The organism is Chryseobacterium sp. SC28, assembly GCF_003932955.1.
Lineage (GTDB): Bacteria > Bacteroidota > Bacteroidia > Flavobacteriales > Weeksellaceae > Epilithonimonas.
The window spans coordinates 1-18078 of record NZ_QOVY01000011.1 but is presented as its reverse complement, the minus strand read 5'-3'; the positions used below and the strand labels follow the sequence as shown (position 1 = coordinate 18078).

At 39.2% G+C, this 18078-nt stretch carries 15 protein-coding genes; 3 read left to right on the top strand and 12 right to left on the bottom strand.

Translation table 11 applies throughout. From position 1 onward, the window contains the following. Positions 1–21: 21 nt before the first annotated feature. From DTW91_RS07830 to glyA, 6 genes are all read right to left on the bottom strand, one after another. Entirely contained in the window at positions 22–1833 is a 1812-nt protein-coding gene (locus DTW91_RS07830; protein ID WP_228412686.1) for an ABC transporter ATP-binding protein, read from the bottom strand. An 8-nt stretch (positions 1834–1841) separates the two neighbouring features. After that, on the bottom strand, positions 1842–4172 hold the full coding sequence (locus DTW91_RS07825) for a GumC family protein (protein ID WP_125202833.1): 2331 nt from the start codon (positions 4170–4172) through the stop codon (positions 1842–1844). A gap of 3 nt (positions 4173–4175) precedes the next feature. Next, positions 4176–4958 (bottom strand): polysaccharide biosynthesis/export family protein, encoded by a 783-nt coding sequence (locus DTW91_RS07820; RefSeq protein WP_125202832.1) that lies wholly within the window; start codon positions 4956–4958, stop codon positions 4176–4178. A 48-nt stretch (positions 4959–5006) separates the two neighbouring features. Further along, positions 5007–5660: an outer membrane beta-barrel protein gene (locus DTW91_RS07815; protein WP_125202831.1), complete on the bottom strand. Its 654-nt coding sequence runs from the start codon at positions 5658–5660 to the stop codon at positions 5007–5009. A 114-nt stretch (positions 5661–5774) separates the two neighbouring features. Next, positions 5775–6242, bottom strand: a complete 468-nt coding sequence (locus tag DTW91_RS07810; RefSeq protein ID WP_185144756.1) for a regulatory protein RecX — start codon at positions 6240–6242, stop codon at positions 5775–5777. A 58-nt stretch (positions 6243–6300) separates the two neighbouring features. Continuing rightward, positions 6301–7569, bottom strand: a complete 1269-nt coding sequence (glyA, locus tag DTW91_RS07805; protein ID WP_125202830.1) for a serine hydroxymethyltransferase — start codon at positions 7567–7569, stop codon at positions 6301–6303. Positions 7570–7847: 278 nt separating this feature from the next. Here glyA and DTW91_RS07800 point away from each other — a divergent pair, with 278 nt between their 5' ends. From DTW91_RS07800 to DTW91_RS07790, 3 genes are all read left to right on the top strand, one after another. Beyond that, complete coding sequence (locus DTW91_RS07800) at positions 7848–8144, top strand: hypothetical protein (RefSeq protein WP_125202829.1); 297 nt, start codon at positions 7848–7850, stop codon at positions 8142–8144. A gap of 245 nt (positions 8145–8389) precedes the next feature. Continuing rightward, complete coding sequence (locus DTW91_RS07795; RefSeq protein ID WP_125202828.1) at positions 8390–8935, top strand: hypothetical protein; 546 nt, start codon at positions 8390–8392, stop codon at positions 8933–8935. A gap of 11 nt (positions 8936–8946) precedes the next feature. Then, positions 8947–10752, top strand: a complete 1806-nt coding sequence (locus DTW91_RS07790) for an SdrD B-like domain-containing protein (protein ID WP_125202827.1) — start codon at positions 8947–8949, stop codon at positions 10750–10752. 183 nt (positions 10753–10935) lie between these two features. Here the strand turns inward: DTW91_RS07790 and DTW91_RS07785 are convergent, their stop codons facing one another. The 6 genes from DTW91_RS07785 to DTW91_RS07760 form a co-directional block, all read right to left on the bottom strand. Beyond that, a complete protein-coding gene (locus tag DTW91_RS07785) occupies positions 10936–11880 on the bottom strand; it encodes a HipA domain-containing protein (RefSeq protein ID WP_317126012.1) in 945 nt (314 codons plus the stop codon). Beyond that, positions 11870–12205 (bottom strand): HipA N-terminal domain-containing protein, encoded by a 336-nt coding sequence (locus DTW91_RS07780; protein ID WP_125202826.1) that lies wholly within the window; start codon positions 12203–12205, stop codon positions 11870–11872. Before DTW91_RS07780 ends, DTW91_RS07785 begins: the two co-directional genes overlap by 11 nt. Beyond that, positions 12202–12414 carry a helix-turn-helix domain-containing protein gene (locus DTW91_RS07775; protein ID WP_078703592.1) on the bottom strand — a complete coding sequence of 71 codons (213 nt, stop codon included), beginning with the start codon at positions 12412–12414 and terminating at the stop codon, positions 12202–12204. Before DTW91_RS07775 ends, DTW91_RS07780 begins: the two co-directional genes overlap by 4 nt. Positions 12415–12539: 125 nt before the next feature. Beyond that, positions 12540–15896, bottom strand: a complete 3357-nt coding sequence (locus tag DTW91_RS07770) for a helicase-related protein (RefSeq protein ID WP_125202825.1) — start codon at positions 15894–15896, stop codon at positions 12540–12542. After that, positions 15886–17247, bottom strand: a complete 1362-nt coding sequence (locus DTW91_RS07765; protein WP_125202824.1) for an ATP-binding protein — start codon at positions 17245–17247, stop codon at positions 15886–15888. The genes DTW91_RS07770 and DTW91_RS07765 overlap by 11 nt, the downstream gene beginning before the upstream one ends. A 93-nt stretch (positions 17248–17340) precedes the next feature. Then, positions 17341–17943: a master DNA invertase Mpi family serine-type recombinase gene (locus DTW91_RS07760; RefSeq protein WP_125202823.1), complete on the bottom strand. Its 603-nt coding sequence runs from the start codon at positions 17941–17943 to the stop codon at positions 17341–17343. Positions 17944–18078 lie beyond the last annotated feature (135 nt).

The following is an 18078-nucleotide window of genomic DNA, read 5'->3' as shown; positions in this document are numbered from 1 at the left end:
CACTTAATATTTTATAGCAGCTTATAATTCTTGTAAAAGAACCATTCTCCTAAAGACCTCAGACCTTTCTATCAATTCATTAAAATTTCCTTTAGCAATGACTTCACCTTTGTGTAACTGAAATATTTCATCCGCGTTTCGGATGGTCGATAATCTATGGGCAATAATAATAATCGTAGTATCGCCATGTAAACTTTCTATACTTTGCTGGATTTGTTTTTCGGTTTCAGAATCCAGCGCAGACGTGGCTTCATCCAAAATCAAAATTTCCACATCTTTGAAGAGTTCTCTCGCAATAGAAATCCGCTGGCGTTGACCGCCCGATAAATTAATACCGTTGTTGCCTAACAAAGAATTTTCTTTTAAGGGCAGTGACTCTATAAATTCTGCTATGGATGCTCGTTTTACAGCCTCTTGAAATTTCTGTAGATTTTCCTCGGTTGGTGTTGCCCAAAAAGTGACGTTGTTATAGATGGTATCATTGAACACCGTTGGTTCTTGGGAAATGTATCCGATCCGCTGTTGATAAGTGAATTGATTATATTCATTAAGATTAACACCATCTATTAACACTTCCCCAGAATCCGGATTCAATAGTTTGATAATTATATTAACCAAGGTCGTTTTCCCGCTTCCACTTTCTCCAACCAAAGCCGTGGTTCTGTTTTTACAAATATCAAGGTTTATGTTTTTTAAAACGGGTATATTTCCGTACGAAAAATTAAGATTTCTAATCTTAATATCATATTTGAAGCCCTTATATTCTCTCTTTCCCACTTTCTCGCGGTTCTTGATCATGTCTTTATAAAAATCCATGATATTGTCGATGGCTCCCTGATTAGAAATAGTATTATTATAACTGCTTTGGATATTCACAATGCCTATCAATGCCCGGTAAAAAAAAAGAAGACTGACCATAATTAATGAGATTCTGGCATCAAAAAAATAGACCTGTATACCGATCACTGCGGCAATAATAAAAATCAACATCGGCTCTCTGAATGCAGAAACTTTATTATTCAAAATGCTGATCTGCAAGTTTTCATATTGCACCTTGTCTATAGCCTCTTCCACTTTTTTCCGATATCTAAGGATTTCCCCCGTAGCTTTCATGTACTTGAAGTTAGAAACGTATTGTATAAGTATATTTGCAAAGGCATTATTAACCTGAGAAATATTTCTGGATTTTTCTTTTGTCAATTTATTAATTCGGTCAAATATAAGATTCGATAGAAAGCCTCCAACGCATACCAACAAGGCAAATTTCCAGTCGACAACGAACGAAAAGAGCATATAGATAAAAATCAATATAGCTCCCTGAATCATAGAAACGTAATTTGTATAGGTACTGCTTAACCGGTTTATTTCTCCTAAAAAAATATTTTGTATCTTTCCTTGATCGGTACTGACAAACTTCTGATAAGAATAGGTTGGAAATTCATTAATGATATTCAATCTTATTTTTTTGGTGAGAATTTGCTGAGTGAGCACACGATATATTCCGGTCTTATAAATGATAATGCCCTTAAGTGCAAAAACAAGAACCAAAATAATTAATGATTTTATAACCGTCAGCTGAATGTTGAAGAATTGTAGAAAATCATTGATGAAATTTAAATTTCCCAAATCAACCTTCGATGATCCATCCGACATCTGCAATAATGGCAAAAACATTGTAAGCCCTAAAGAATCTAATAGTCCTGTCAGAATTGCTAAAGAAAGAACAACCAATAAGCGACTTCTTACAATGGTGTAGAAAAAAGTGAAATTAGAAAAATTTTGGGCGATATATTTTTTTATAAATTTCATGCTTCCATTTTTATATCCTTCCATTACTTAATTTATTCGCTATCCTTTCTAAAAAATTGAGCCAGTTTGTTTTTCGGCCTCACGTAGGAGTAATAGCCGTAGCCATATTTATAGCCGTATTTGGAATATTCGGGTTTGACGTTGTTGAGCACGAAGACCATATTCTGAATCTGATTGTCCCTGCAGAAGTTTTGGGCAAAAGACAACATCTCGGTATCCGTAAACTCCGATTTCACCGCGTAGATCACAAGATCAGCAATCTCTACGAGGTGCATCGAGTCGCTCACGAGCATCACGGGTGCAGAGTCCATAATGATATAGTCGTACTCGTTTTTCAGAAACGCAATCATATCATCGAACTTCTTCATACTCAGGAGATCATTGGGATTGGGTGCTTTGGCACCGCTAAAGAGGACATCCAGGTTGGCATCCAAGCCCGAATTGAGGATGAAATGCTGAATGGGAAGATCTTTGGACACCAAAAAATCCGTGAGTCCTTTTTTGTTCCGGTCTATAAACTTGTGGAGTTGCGGATTTCGGATGTCTGCGCCGATTAGCAGAACCTTTCCGCTGCCGCAGAGGGTGAGGGCTGTATTGATAGAGATGATGGTCTTGCCCTCGCCTTTGACAGACGAGGTGATGAGGACGACGCCGCCCTTGCTGATCTCCTTGGATCTCAAAATAAACTTGATGTTGGAGATGAGGATTCGGAAGGACTCAGCAAAAATGGTAAAATCGCTGCGCTCCACCACCGGCCGATGGGCTTCGGACAAGGGGATTTCGGCAATCACCGGAATATTGGGTGCCACGCCTTCGATATCTTCTTTCGTGCGGATCTTGTTATCGAGTATTTTGATAATAACCAGAACGGCTATTGGGAGCAGAAAACCGGCTAAGAGCGCCATGGTTCGGATCTGACCATAGTTGGGCGAGACCACGCCAACGGTGTAGGCGGGATTCACCACTTTGCTCTTCGGCGCCGTCACGGCCAAGGTGATGGCATTTTCTTCTCTTTTTTGGAGCAGATAGAGATATAAGGATTCTTTGAGGTTGCGTTGCCTTTCTATATTTCTGAACGTTCTCTCCTGCGTGGGATATTTTTCGATGGCTCTTTTGTCCTCGTCCATTTCCATATTGGTCTGTCCCACCCGTTGGCGGATCTGGGCGCTGCTCTCCTGGATGTTTTTCCGGATGGCCACGCCGAGCTCTGCCAATTCTTTGTCGAAGGCTTTGATGGCGGGATTCGCCGGCGTGGCCTGCTTCAAAGTTCTCTTCTTGGTGAGCAAGAGTTCATTGTACTGCGTGAGTAGTTTTTCTGTGGTGGCGGGCAAGCCCAGACCCGTTGGGTATAGCTGCTCTTTGCCGGAGTCTGCCATAGCGCCCACGGCCTTGAGAACCTCCAACTGTACCGACTGGTTGAAGATATTCTCCACATTGCCTGTGAGCCGGTTGACGGCGATGCCGGCCTGAACGTCCAAATCGGTGATGCGGTTGGCTTTTTTGAAATTTTCTTTGTCGCTCTCCACTTTTTCAAGATCGCCGGAGATCAGTGCCAAGCGGCTATCGATAAAGTCGGCGGTGTTTTGGGCCTCGATATTTTTGTCGTTGATGCCGTCGATATTGTATTGGTGCGACAGTTCATTGAGGATATCCTCGGATTTTTGCGGCACGGGACCGGTCAAAGTGAGATCCATCAACAGACCGCTGACAATCTGCGCCTTCACGCCGCCTTCCAGCGATCGGACCACATTTTTCATCTTGTTGAATACCACTTTGACGCGGTAGGGTCGGAAGTCTTCTTTTCTGCTGATAATCACCGTACCCAAGGGCAAGGAGGCCGGCACGTCATATCTGAAAGTGTTTTTCGAGGATAGCAGCGGGCCTTCCGTCAAGCGATAAGTTCGCTGGTCGACGGGTTCTATAAAATAGGAAGCGCCCGAGAAATCGGGTTTCTCTACGATAATCTTTCCCGTGAAGGGCGAACGGTCGTACAGTTCCACTTCTCTGATCTTGCCCTTAACATAGAAACTGACATCCAGATTGAGGTTTTTGCCCACGCGTTGGAGGATGGGTTTGGAAACAATGATGGCGGCCTCGCCCTGCAGTTCTTCATCGCTACTAACGCCCATTCCCAAACTCTTGAGATCGCTTAAAGCACCTTTGCCATTGGAAGCTTCTTGAAACAGCAAGGTGGTTTTGGAAAGGTATTGGGGTTGGGTATATTTGAGATAGAAATAGGCGCCTAAATAGAAAATAAGCATGCTTAAAATCAATAAAGGCCAATAGCGCAGATAGCGCACTATTTCTTTTTTGAAATTAATACGTTTGGTGGGAGCGCTGGTATTCTGATCTAATAATTCCATGGTTTAATTCGTAACACCGATAATAAAGGATATCATACTAATCCCAACGGCTAACAACTGAAGGAATAGTGTCCGATTGGGGTTCGTGTTGTTTGCAGCAATCTGCGCATTTTTGTCGGGCTCTACATAGAGAATATCGTTTTGCTGCAAATAGTAATAAGGCGACTTCACGATGCCGGCATCGGAAAAATCCAGCGTGATCAAAGTATCACTTTGGCTCGCCTCGGAGTATCGCAGCAGTTTCACATTGGTTCTGTCGGCAGAAGGGCTCATATCGCCTGCAATAGCAATGGCTTCGAAGAGATTGAGTTTCTCTTTGTTGCTGGTTTTTTGTCCCGGACTTCCCACCGCTCCCAGCACACTGATGCTGAAGTTGGTGAGCCTCACGTCCACTCTGGGATCGGTGAGATAGACCTTGAGCCGTTCTTCTATATCCTGCTCGAGTTGTTTTTTGGTCATTCCCAAGCAATATATTTTTCCCAGGACGGGCATCACGATGTAGCCGTCGGCAGAAACGATGTATTGCCCGGAGCCTGCTCCGGAAGCGGCGGCTTCGGGATTATTGGTGGCGGCCATCGAGCTGAGATTGAAAGGCTTGACGGCGATCTCGTCGAACGCAGAGACCTTGATGTCCAGCACGTCGGCTTCTTTGATTTTAAGTCCTGTATATCTGGCCTGATTAACTTCCTGATCGAAGTTGTGATTGCTCATGTAGATCATATTTTCTTTGGGCTTACAAGAAAAAGCTAAAAAAAATAGGAGCAATAGAAAGGTTTGTTTTTTCATTTTTGAAGTCTGCAAAAGTACAAAAACTTTCGCAGTGTATGTTTTACGCTAATCTGTTTCGCCCAAATAATAGCTGAGACCCACGGCCAAGAACCTGTTGTAAGTAGCGTCTCTGTAATCGGGATAAACTTTGGAAAGGCCGCGGTCGAATCTTATAAATACCTCGATCTTCTCATCTACCTTTGCCCCCACTTTGACGCTGACGCCATAGCCGAAAGAATCGATCTTCTGATCCAAGCCGAAATATTTCGGGTCTCTGCCCGCTGCTGTGGCTTTGCTCACCGCATCGCCCTCTTCCTGCTTGTCGGAAACCAAAAACTCCAATTTGGGACCGGCCATAATGTAGAGATCACCTTTGTAACCGTGATTTTTGATGAAATATTTAATATAAAGGGGAACGGCCAAATAGATATTATTATACTTCTGATAACCGGACTTATCCTCGTCCCAGTCGCCCTTTTCGCTTATCGTGTACATCTCCACCTGCGGGGTGAAATACAGCCAAGCCGAGTCATAAATATCATTGGTAACCAAAGAAAAATCTGCAAAAGCACCAATGCTGCCGCCAAACTGACTTTTGGAAACCCCGTGTATGCCGGCTATAGAGCCATTGTGAACACTGCCGGTGACACCATATTTAATGGACTGCGCATTGGTGAACCCAAAAAGGAGTAGCGTGGATATCAGAAATAGCTTTTTCATGAATTTATTTGATCAAATTTGGGACGAAATTAATAATTTTTTATTTATTTTAAGAATTTAATTGGGCTTTATGAGCTGAATTGACATATTAAATAAAATTAATCTTAGAATCTGCTACTCTTGTAAAAGCTCCAGAATGACCTGATACTCAAAGCCCCGGGACAATAAATGCCTGATCGTTTTGCTTTTTTTCCGGTATTCTTGTGGGTCTTTTTGAGCGGCAAAATAATTTTGATAAAGCTTTTGGATGGTTTCTGCGTAATCGGCCTCGTCGATCTCATCCATACAGGCCGCAATCAGCTTTTCGGTAATGCCCTTTTGCTTCAGATTCATCCGGATTTTATTTCTGCCCCAGTTTTTGATGTAGAACTTCCCCCGGATATAGCTCCTCGTGAAACGTTCTTCGTTCAGATAATTTTCTTGGATCAAATAAAGAAAAATCTCATCCTTTGCTTCGGGGATCAGCAGGAAATCCCGCATCTTCTGCTCTACCTCGGCGTGGCAGCGATCCTGATAAACGCAGTAGTTGACCATCTTCTGCTTGATTTCCTCGAAAGTGTAGGACTTCTTTTCCATGAGCATCCAACAAAAAAAGAATGAACGCGTTTGTCCATTCTTTTATTGTAAAGTTTAAGATTTGTTAATAGTTGAATAGCGCGCGACCTTGCATCAGATCGTTCACTTTCTTTTTTACAGAAGCTATAACTTCATCATTCCCGATGCCGTCTACAACTTCCGAAATCAATCCGGCGATGGTTGGCATATCGTTTTCCTTCAAACCCCGCGTCGTGATGGCAGCAGTTCCCAGGCGGATGCCCGAAGTTGTAAACGGCGATTTGTCGTCAAACGGCACCATATTTTTGTTGCAGGTAATATCGGCCTTTACCAAGGCTTGCTCGGTTTCTTTACCGTTAACGTTTTTATTTCTCAGATCAATCAGCATCAGGTGATTATCCGTTCCGCCACTTACGATTTCGAAACCGAGATCTACCATCGCTTTAGACAAGGCCTGGGCATTGGCCTTCACCTGCTGTGCGTACGCTTCAAATTTAGGATCAATCGCTTCGGCAAAGGCCACGGCTTTCGCACCGATCACGTGTTCCAACGGCCCGCCTTGGATACCCGGGAAGACGGCGCTGTCCAAAACGGCACTCATCATCTTAGTCTCGCCTTTTGGCGTTTTATGTCCGTACGTGTTTTCGAAATCTTTGCCCAGCAAGATCATTCCACCTCTTGGGCCTCTTAAAGTTTTGTGCGTGGTGGTCGTAACAACGTGGCAATGCTCGAATGGATTATTTAAAAGTCCTTTGGCAACCAGACCTGCGGGATGCGCAATATCTGCCCAAAGTGTGGCACCCACCTCGTCTGCCACTTCCCGGAATTTGGCATAATCTAAATCTCTGGAATATGCAGAAAATCCTGCAATCAGCATTTTGGGTTTTTCGCGAAGCGCAACTTCTCTCATTTGATCATAATCGATGAGGCCGGTTTCTCTTTGGACGCCGTAAGAACATACTTGGTATTGGATTCCGGAGAAATTGACCGCTGAACCGTGCGTCAAATGGCCTCCCATAGAAAGATCCATTCCCATCACCTTGTCGCCGGGCTTCAGAATCGCCAGATAAATCGCCGCGTTGGCCTGCGAACCGGAATGCGGTTGCACATTCGCATATTCGACGCCGAAAAGCTCGTTGGCCCTGTCGATGGCCAACTGCTCTACCTCGTCTACCACTTCGCAGCCGCCGTAGTAGCGCCTGCCCGGGTAGCCTTCCGCATATTTGTTGGTCAGCACGCTTCCCATCGCTTTCATGACATTTTCGGAAACAAAATTCTCCGAGGCAATGAGTTCGATGCCGTGGGTTTGTCGTTCTTTTTCTTTTTCAATAAGGTCGAAGATGGGGTCTTGCATTTTTAGATTTATTTTGGTCAAAAGTAAGAAATTCTGAAGATATTTTTATACCTTTCGCAGATTAACGCTGGCAGATTGATATCATCTTATTTTCCGGAAGTTGAAATGCTTTAAAATTGAAAAAAAACACTTTGCGAGCGTTTTGTATCGGAGCTCTTCGACAAGCTGGGTGATCATTGTAGTTGTTATCGCAATACTAAACATTGACCAACGGAGCCTGCTGAGGCTTTATCAGCAAAAGGTATAAGCTGCCATTGAGAAACATTAAATTCCTCCTTATGAATTCTAAGAAAAAATATAAAAAAGAAATTCTCAAATCCTTGAAACATCTGGAAGCGGCAGAAAATACGTCTCTTAAAATTATGACCAACCTGATGCTGCTGAAAGAGCTGAAAGAAAACCATATCACATTCAAAAAAGGCGACGTCTTCTCTTTTGAAGATAACATCTTCGACTACAGTGAGGACAAAAATGTGCGGATCTTGGCAAAAATCCGTAAGAAAACACTCAAAGCGATGAACCAACTGGTGAAGAATAATCAATTCAAGGACAAGGAGTTGAAGTTTTTGGCTTGAGGCGGGCGCGGCAGCAAAGGAAATTAACTTAGTGAACTCGCGGACTTATTGATATTTAGCCACTTTGGCCGCTATTGATTATTTCGACATTTCCATAAAATTTTTTGCATAAAAACACTCAATGATTAAGAAAACTCTACTTTGGAGGGTTAGCTTCATTTGGGCATAGTGCATTTTTTCTTATTTTTGCAGAGATAAATTTTGACTTTATCAATTATATTAGCCTTAAACACAGAAAAATACTGATGAAAATAATTGCTATTCTCTTGGCATTTATGCTTGTTCCTTTTAACGCCTATTCACAAGTATCCATAGGCAAATCTTCAATTTCCAGTGCTTCGGTCTCCTTAGAATTTGGCAATGTATCGGGTGATGCTTCCAAACAGAAAGGAATTCTACTGCCTTGGGTTGAGTCTGCCAGCGTTGTTCAAGCTGCAAGTGCAGTCCCGGGAACATTAATATTCGATACCACGGATAAAAAAATAAAATACTATAAAGAAACCAATACTACGCCTATTTGGTTTGATTTAACCGTAGATAATACCGGCGTGGCAGATACGTCTCTTCAAAGTTCCCTTGTGGAAAGAACAGATGCCAGAGTATCCATCGGTACGCCAACTGCTACGCCGGGGATATTGGTTTTGGAAGACACCGATAAAGCGATGGTTTTGCCCTTGGTAGATAAGTATTCTTCTGTAGTCAATCCTTCACCGGGCATGATGGTCTATGATTTGAGCAACGATATGCTGTGTTTTTATAACGGAAAGGTCTGGAGTTTCTGGAAACCATAACCAAAAATCTTATGAAAAAAATAATCTACTTATTGCTTTTGATTCCGGCCTTTTTATTTTCTCAATCTGCAAACGAAGTTACACAAGTCTATACAGATTACAACGGATATTGGACCAGTAGTAAAGATGCCATTAGCACAACAAAACCAGACAACAGCCACAATCTCCTTGCCATAAGATGGAACGGGACTGTGATTTCTACGGGAGTTAATGATGCGATTTTAACGGCGAATGGACAGACCTTTACGCCAAGAATTTTTAATGCCCTACCTGTCAATTTCATGCCGGCTCCAAGTAGTTCCTCCTACATAGGAGTGGGCTATCAATATGGAGGTTCCGGTAGTGCCACCACGCCAAACCCGCCTGTCACCAATAATCTAAATACTTATTTGGTAGATGGAACTAATGGTTTGAATCTCGGAACAGCAATTTATAATCTACCCGCCTCTTCAGAAATTAATTATGTGATTACTAGTATTAACCCCGGCTCTATAGGAGACGGCATTCCAGATTTTATAGTAACGCAAGTTGGCGATATCTCAGGATCAAATGATACGTTTAGAGTGACTGATGCCAGCAACAATGTTATAGGCACTCCCCTTACTGTGGGTTTCAGCAGCGTAAGTGTGGTAGCTACACAAAGTTGGAAGTTCTATCAGGCCAGCGTAACACCTCCCTCTTTTGTGAGCAGTTTAGCCGGCACGCGTAATCTTAGAGTGATGGCCTTCGATTGGAGCGACTTTGGAATAACTGCTGCTAACTATACGCAAGTCCGCCGCTTCGTGCAAATATTTTCAGGGGCAAGTGATTCTGCATTTACGGCCTATAGTCAAAGTTCGATGACCGTATATCAAGCTATTTCCGGAACGATTTATAATGACAACGACGCCGGTACTCCCAGCGGAAATGGTTATAATAATGCTACGGTTCAGCTTCTGGATTCCGGAAACAATGTGATTGCCACAAGCACTACAGACACATTGGGAAATTATGTCTTCCCAAATACCCCTCCGGGAAATTATACGGTAAGATTGGTAGTTCCAAGTGGTTTTGTAGTAGTAGGCAATGCTGCCGGCAATACCAATAACACGCTTCCTGCCAGCATATCAGAAACCGCAAGTGCTTCGCTTCTTAATTTTGGAATTAATCAGCCTCCCGTCGCTAATAATGACAACATCACGACCACTTTCAATAACGCGGTTACTCATAACATTTTATCAAACGACACCGATCCTAATTCCGGAACTGTTATCGCGACCTCTGTAAACCTCACGCCCCCAGTTGGTGCTAGTTCCATAGTAACGGATGGTTCGGGAAATGTAAAAGGATTTACCATTGCAGCCCAAGGCACTTGGTTAGTGAATACGTCCGGAGTTCTTACCTTCACACCAACCATCGGCTTTAGTGGAAATCCCACAACTGTGACCTACAGCATCAAAGACAACGCAGGATTAATAAGTAGCGCTGCCAATATTAGCATCACGGTCTTTGCTTATTGCTTCAAAACACCCGCCTCTACTGTGGGCGGTTTGCCTACAATTCACGGTATTACATCTTTGGGAAGAGCTGGCGATGACGGCGATGGCAACCCAGCCAATGATTGGCCGATGGTACGAAAGGGCGCTTGGACAGCACTAGAATCTAAAACGAAAGGGTTTGTCCTTAATAGATTAACCAGCACCCAAATAGCTAACATCCCTCCCGCCAATAGAGTCAAGGGTATGATGGTTTATGATATTACCAACAAGTGCTTAAGCATATTCAATGGTATTTCTTGGCAATGTTTCAGCACGCAAACTTGCCCCAATATAAATTAGGCAATCATCTAAAAATACCCTCCATAAAAAAACCGCTGCAAACATTAGGTTTACAGCGGTTTATCAATTTATTGTTAATCGATGTTACTCGATAATTGTTTTGCTTCTTAGAAAATAAACAAAATATGAAAATCAATCAGTTACAGTTTTATAGGGTACTGATTTCTACTAAATTTCAATTTCTTATGTGAAGAGTTGTAATCGATTTTTGAGCAGTTGAATATATAATTCTTGATTCGTCTTGCTCAAAAAAGATTGATGAATAAGTGATCTTAATTTCTTTTCTGATTTCAGAAAACGTTTAAACGTATTCTCCATTTGTTTTTGACTTAAACCCAATTTTAGTCCTAAATCAACAAAGTCAGTTTTTGATAGTTTATTCTTTTTTCCACCGATGGTTAACGCAAATTCTTCCTTATCTTCAGGTAAATGAAGTTGTACATTTAGCAAATCGTAAGCAGGAGATAATTCCCAATTTTCACCATTCAAAATAAGCGAAAAATTTTTAAGGTGCATATCATTGTTCCCTGTAAGGTAACTAAAAATCACAACTTCATAAAAACGCAATAAATCTAATAAAGTGTTAGAAGAATGCTCTTCAATGGATTTCCCTATCTTTTCTGCCGAACCACGATATTTATCAAAAGCTTCCAAAATTTGAAACATATCGAGCATATGAATTTTGTTACCATTTTCATCTCTGTCAATACGTTTAGTGATGTAAGATAGCTCGCCAGATTTTAAACGAATGAGCGAAGATACAACAGTAGAAATGCCACAGATTTCTGCCATTTTCATCGTCAAATGCTCATTTTCGGGCATTTCGGAAAAGGTGGTGTTTTGCGGTTTTAATATATAGTTTCCTCCCAAAGCTCCAATAACGGTTAATCTTGCTCTACTTCCATTGTTTAAAATGTCTTTGATTAAGCTCATTGATAATTTGGGCTGAACTCCGGGAACTGAAACGGAAGTCTCGATGACTTGTTTTGCCAAATCGCCCATTTCTTGCAATGTATAGTCCAAAATTGGTGCGGAAGCCGTTCCAAAAATTTTCTGACTGCATTGCGAATGAAAATCTTGTTCAACATTCAGTTCCTGATAGCAATAAAGACATTTTTCACTCATCATCTTCTGCATTTATAGGTTTTACACTTACTGCACCAATGCAATTTGTGCAACACGCCAAAAGCAATCCCATTCTGTCGTTCTTGTTGATTTTCCAGCTTTCAGAAGCTATTTCCAAAAGCCAACCTTCAGGAATTAATCCTTCAAAAAAAGGAAACAACCTATTTTCTCTATACACTTTCTTGGAAACAGGCATTGAAAAAGTAATGAACTGATGGGGAAATGCCTGAATATACGTACTGTCGTATTCAAACGTGAAATCTCCATCGGTGGTTTCTGTAATGATTCCCGCGAAATGATTTTGATAATAAACTTTCCCTTGTCTCATTTCTCAATCTCTTTTAGGTTTGCAGGAACTAGCTTGCTTCCGAACATCAAAAGAACTTGGTTTACTTTTGATAAACTCAGATTTTCCTTGCCCTGTTCTATTTTCCGAACCACCGTAAGTGCAACACCCGCTCTTTCAGCAAATTCTTGTTGAGTAAGATTGGCTTCTTTCCTTTTTGTCTTAATAAAATTTGCGAGATTAACGTACATAACTATATGCTTTTGCAACTATTTCATACAAATATATGAAATTATATGTAAAAACGTATAAATTAAATTTATTTTAATAAATTATATGTAAAGGGATATAATGTAAAATACTATTAACTCACTGATTAATTCAATACTTCATCATTATTCTCAATAGCAATAATCACTTCTTTGCTTTTACCTTTTGATTTAGATTCAATCTCATCAAGGTAGTTTTCTCCAAGTTGCTTTTTCAAAAAAGTGATTTCTTCTAAAAATGTACGGATAGATTTCTTATCATCCGACAATTCTTGACCACCGATACGTCTAATGCTTCTAATGGGTAGCGTATGATAATTACGCAAATCCTTTATGAGCATCTGAATAAAATTGAGATTTTCAAAATTCAAATCTTTTAGAATTTTGAGTGATTTTTTCAGGTTAGCCTCTGCTTTTTGCTCTAAAGAAATCTCGATTCTACCCATTTTATATTTGGGTTTAAACTCTTTTACTTCTTCATACAATCCCCAAAAAACAGATGAAAGTTTTAACGTTGGTTCATCAATTTTACATTCTATTTTTTGTAAAAGTTCTTCAAAATCTATTTCTTTGACTGTTCTACTTTCTTCTTTTCCAACAGTTTGGGCAAACAAGCTCAATCCTTTTCGTCTTAATACATTTAATTCATATTGCGGATAAGCTTTGGCGGTTTTGACACGGGGAGGTAATTGACTAATTTTTTCAATGATTTCGGGATGCTTATTTAGTAAATCAGCATAAAGATTTCTGATTTTTGTAATGGTATTTACTTCGCCGTCTTCTTGCGGATTGCTATTAATTTTTGAAGCCAACGAAGCGGGTGTAGGTTCTTCGTCTTCATCAAAAATTTTGGCATCTTCTCCCAAAGCGTTATGAATTAAAAACATTTTTTGCTGAGCGATTTCTCTGGATTTTACAATATCGGATCCTTTTAATGAGGGGAAGAAATTAAGAATAAACAGTTCATCATAAACTTTTGAACCGATACGATTGATACGCCCCACACGCTGAATAACCCGTGTCGGGTTCCACGGAATATCATAATTGATGATAGCACCCGCTCTGTTGAGATTAAATCCTTCGGATAATTTATCAGAAGTTAATAAGATTTTAAATTGGTTTGTTTTCAAACCTCTGTTGTATTGTGCATTAAAATCACTGTTCAAATGTCTTGCTAAATCTTTTGAAACTTTGCCATCGCAGACTAATACTTCGTTCTTAAATTCTGTTTTGAATCGTTTTTCAAGATGATGAATAGTATCTACGTATTCTGAAAATAGAATAATTTTTCTGTCGGGTTCATTAGCTAAAAGATGTTTTATTTTTTTTATAATTTCTTCCTGTTTAGGATCTTTCTCTACTAATTTTAAGTCTTTCAGTCGCTTTTGAATATCTCTAAATAATTGAATATCCGAATCTATGTCGTCTAAAAACTCTTGTCTTCTATGAAAGGTATCAACATTATAAACGTCGTTATTTTTTGGAGTTTTGCGCTTCAGATCTCCCGCGGCATATTTTTCCAGATTGGCTTCAATTTCTTCAATTTCAAAAGCATTTATTCGGTCAATAAAGGATCTATCTAAAATAAACTTGCCCGTTTTATTAATAAACTCTTTCACTAACAAATGCACTTGTAAGAATCGTTCTATGGATTTTTCAAAAGAACCAAATGAAGACTCAAACCGTTTCACTAAAATACGCCGCATAAAATCGTACAAGTTTTTCTGTTGGTTGTATTGTCTATTTCCAAACTCATCGAGCTTATCGCTCAATATTTTTTCGTAGCTGAACGGCTGATAGATGGCACCTGTAAAAACTCCATTTTCTCCAAAATACTTACTGATGATATTGTCGTAGAATTCATCCTGCTCTGCATCCAGATAGTAAAAAACTTCTTCCGGATCTTTAACTACGGATAAATCGCCTACTTCTTTTGAGTAAATATAATCTTGCTTCAGATCCAAACGGTTTCGGCGAATTACTACTGGACTTATGATGCGTTTGATGTCGTTAGAAAGGCGCTTGGTCTGAGTTTTTACTTTCTTAATATCTATTGGGAGATTTGCGTCTATTATTGCAGTATAATAGCTTTCTGCTTGTTTTCTTTTGTTGTCATCTACCGAGTTCCAATTTTTAAAAATAACCGATAATTGCTTGTATTCATAATTTAGACGACTGAATTTACCTGCAAGATTATCCTCTAAAGAGATAGTGGATTTTCCGGGAACAATAAACAGCTTTAATAAAGAAAAAATGTCTGCAGGAGAATTGTTAAATGGAGTTGCTGATAAAAGAATTACTTTTTTACCACGACAAATCATCGATAAAGCCTCATAATCGGAAGTATCCTGATTACGGAAATAATGGGCTTCGTCTACTATCACTACTTCAAAATCCCTTCCTTCAATATTATCCGCAATACGGTCTATAATTCCGCGACTGTAAACCTGCCAGTTGTGCAACCCAAATTTTTCAAGATATTCCCACCAACCGCTGTCTTTTTTTTCGGGATCTCCCATCAATCCAGGAGGGCAAATAATAATTCCCCGTTTGTTCATCTGTCGGGCAATCATCGATGCAATAACCGATTTTCCCAAACCCACCACGTCTGCAATGATACAACCATTGTGTTCCTTTATCATTTGTAGTGCCTGATTTACCGCATCCGACTGATAACTGAATTTCTTGAGGTCAATTTTTTCAAGTAAAGTATCCAAATCCACCTCTTCATTTTCCTGATTTTGCAGGTCGAGATATGTTTTTATAACCAAACAATAGGCTTCAAAAGGCGTAATTGTAGCAACCTGTGTTTTATTTTTGATAAAATCAATCAATATTTTACGATTTTCCAAATGTTCTGTAATGGGGATTGCCCGGTCCCATAATTCGTCAAAATAATGAACTGCATCTGGGTAACCGTAATCTTTAATCTCTACATTAAATTCTTCCTGATTATGAAGACCCGAACGTGTCAAATTACTACTTCCTGTTATGAATTGCCCGGGAGAACCTTGTTTGTCTGCTTGATCTTCATTGTATTGAAAGAGATACAATTTTGCGTGATTCGGATTTTCTGTTTTTCGGATTTCCAACCTGTCTTCTTCAATCATCTGTACGAAGAATCCCACTTGATTGTAAAATTCTTCTGTGTCCATTTCTTCATTATTCAAAGCAAATCCAAGCGAAACAAGATATTTCTGAAATTCTTCATCTCTTGAACTGTCTTCTTCACCTTGTTCGGCATATTCAATGATATTGCCCAAATAGTTACAAACTTGCAATCCGACTAACAATTTCAATTTTTGTTGCGGATTTTTTTGAAGACTCAGATAAATATCCGACCAACCTGAAAAATAAAAATAACCTACCAGAAATTTTAGTTCATCACTAATGGAAATCAAAGTATTAAGCCTTGATTTTAGTGTTTTTTGTTGTTTATTATTGGTAATAAAATTATTCGACATTATATTTAGTGATAAAATAATTGATATATTGTTTTAAATACGTCCCTAAATAGTAAGGCAAATTCATTAACAAGTAAGGTTTCCCTTCGGGAGTAACGGTTTCTTCAATGTTAAATTTTCCTCCATACATTCTGACTGCGAACAGATGAGGAGCTTGATTCACAAATTGATGCAAGGATTTCAAACTTCCTGTTTTTCCCGATTTGATTTCAACAGGAATCAGGAATTTTCCGTGAGCAATGACCAAATCCACTTCTGCCGATGATTGCGTTTTGTCCCGAACCCAAAAATTGGTCTTTTTGTAATCCGTAGTATTCAAAGACAAAACTTCCTGATTGATAATGTGGGGTATAATCGCTCCTTTGTATGCTTCGCTAAGATCTTTCATCAGCAACAAATCGGCTTGAATGTTCAAATCAAAATTTAAAATTCCTGTATCCAAAAATTGTAATCGGGGAGATTTTTTATAATCCGGAAGAATTGGCGGCTCTACATTGGTGCAAGGATAAATTATCTGAATGACCTTTGCAGCATCTAAATTGTTGAATGCCTCGCTCACTTCCCTCGACTTATAATTGGAATGTCCAAAATTTTGAAATTTAATCCGTTGGTCAACAAATGATGCAGCGGTATTGATGATGTGCTTCATCACATTTTCTTCCGATTTACTATCTGCGTATTTTATCACATCATCTTTGTAGGTATTCCAAATACTTTCATAAATCTGTGGAAGTGCTAATAAATCTTTATGAGCAACATAGTTGGCAACAATTTCTGGCATTCCTCCGATAATACAATAGGTGTGGAACTCTTTCATCAAAAGTTCGTGGGCAATGTCGTCAACGGGAACATTCCGAAATCGTTCCAACAAATTATTTTTCCCCTGTGCTTCAAGATATTCCTGAAAATTTAAAGGAAACAAATACAGATAATTAATCCTACCTACTGGATAATTTTTAGTTTTCTTTAAGGTATGCTCCAGCAAAGAACCCGCAGCAATGACATTCAATTCCGGCAAGTCCTCATAAAAATAACGCAAAAAAGAAATTGCTTTTTCGGATTCCTGGATTTCATCAATAAAAAGCAGTGTATTTGGGAAATCTTTTGGGGAGATTTCATTTTTTAATGCCAAAAAATTGACCAATTCTTGCACACTATTACTCCGTTCTACGAGATTGGCATCTTCGCTTTTCTCTAAATTAAGCTCTATAAAATGGGTATAACTTTCCCCAAAACTACGAACCAAGGTCGTTTTTCCTACTTGTCGAGCTCCTCTTAGTATCAACGGTTTGGCATTGGAACTCGTTTTCCATTGAGCTAACTCATCAAAAATATGTCGTTTAAAATTCATTCTTATCATAAAACAAACCCAAATTTACTAAATTTCTGTAACAAAACAAGGGTAATTTTTATTTTATTTTGTAACAAAACAAAGGCAATTTTTCTAATAACTTAATTTCTGCCTTTTTACAAAACTACTTACAGTCAATCTGTGAACGTTTAAAATTCTGCCAATAGCGGAATATGAAACTTTTTTATCCAATAATTCCTGTATCTTTTTTTCCTGCCCTGTAAGTTTAGTTTTGGCGGATTTGCTTCCAACGGGACGACCGAGAATAACTCCTTCAGCACGCTTTCTTGCTAATGCTTCTTTGGTTCTTTGGGAAATAAGATTTCTTTCAATTTCCGCCGAAAGACCAAAAGCAAATGCTAAAACTTTGGAATTGATATTATTGCCCAATTCATAGTTTTCTTTTATGGTATAAACCATAATTTCTTTTTCCATACAATCGTGCAGAATTTTCATTATTTGCATAAGATTTCTTCCCATTCTTGATAATTCTGTTACAATTAACTGATCTCCTTTTTTCATTTTATTAAGAAGCTTCCCAAATTTTCTTTGATCTAGTCGTTCCACAGAACTGATTGTTTCTTCTATCCATTTGTTTATTTGAATATCTTTTGAAGATGCAAAATTGGTGATTTCAAATCGTTGATTTTCTACCGTTTGTCTTTCTGTACTTACTCTAATGTATGCGTAGTTCATATTTAAAATGTTTAAAAAAATTGATTATTATAATAGTAATCAATTTTAATTAATAAAAAAGAAAAACCTTATTGGGTGGTTTAAATTCTGCAGACGGAGGATATTTTGATATTGTGATTGGGAATCCGCCGTATG

Bases quoted from the DNA above. Each gene is read 5' to 3' on its own strand.
- DTW91_RS07830 (WP_228412686.1), bottom strand. From the start codon at position 1,833: ATGGAAGGATATAAAAATGGAAGCATGAAATTTATAAAAAAATATATC.
- DTW91_RS07825 (WP_125202833.1), bottom strand. From the start codon at position 4,172: ATGGAATTATTAGATCAGAATACCAGCGCTCCCACCAAACGTATTAAT.
- DTW91_RS07820 (WP_125202832.1), bottom strand. From the start codon at position 4,958: ATGAAAAAACAAACCTTTCTATTGCTCCTATTTTTTTTAGCTTTTTCT.
- DTW91_RS07815 (WP_125202831.1), bottom strand. From the start codon at position 5,660: ATGAAAAAGCTATTTCTGATATCCACGCTACTCCTTTTTGGGTTCACC.
- DTW91_RS07810 (WP_185144756.1), bottom strand. From the start codon at position 6,242: ATGCTCATGGAAAAGAAGTCCTACACTTTCGAGGAAATCAAGCAGAAG.
- glyA (WP_125202830.1), bottom strand. From the start codon at position 7,569: ATGCAAGACCCCATCTTCGACCTTATTGAAAAAGAAAAAGAACGACAA.
- DTW91_RS07800 (WP_125202829.1), top strand. From the start codon at position 7,848: ATGAATTCTAAGAAAAAATATAAAAAAGAAATTCTCAAATCCTTGAAA.
- DTW91_RS07795 (WP_125202828.1), top strand. From the start codon at position 8,390: ATGAAAATAATTGCTATTCTCTTGGCATTTATGCTTGTTCCTTTTAAC.
- DTW91_RS07790 (WP_125202827.1), top strand. From the start codon at position 8,947: ATGAAAAAAATAATCTACTTATTGCTTTTGATTCCGGCCTTTTTATTT.
- DTW91_RS07785 (WP_317126012.1), bottom strand. From the start codon at position 11,880: ATGATGAGTGAAAAATGTCTTTATTGCTATCAGGAACTGAATGTTGAA.
- DTW91_RS07780 (WP_125202826.1), bottom strand. From the start codon at position 12,205: ATGAGACAAGGGAAAGTTTATTATCAAAATCATTTCGCGGGAATCATT.
- DTW91_RS07775 (WP_078703592.1), bottom strand. From the start codon at position 12,414: ATGTACGTTAATCTCGCAAATTTTATTAAGACAAAAAGGAAAGAAGCC.
- DTW91_RS07770 (WP_125202825.1), bottom strand. From the start codon at position 15,896: ATGTCGAATAATTTTATTACCAATAATAAACAACAAAAAACACTAAAA.
- DTW91_RS07765 (WP_125202824.1), bottom strand. From the start codon at position 17,247: ATGAATTTTAAACGACATATTTTTGATGAGTTAGCTCAATGGAAAACG.
- DTW91_RS07760 (WP_125202823.1), bottom strand. From the start codon at position 17,943: ATGAACTACGCATACATTAGAGTAAGTACAGAAAGACAAACGGTAGAA.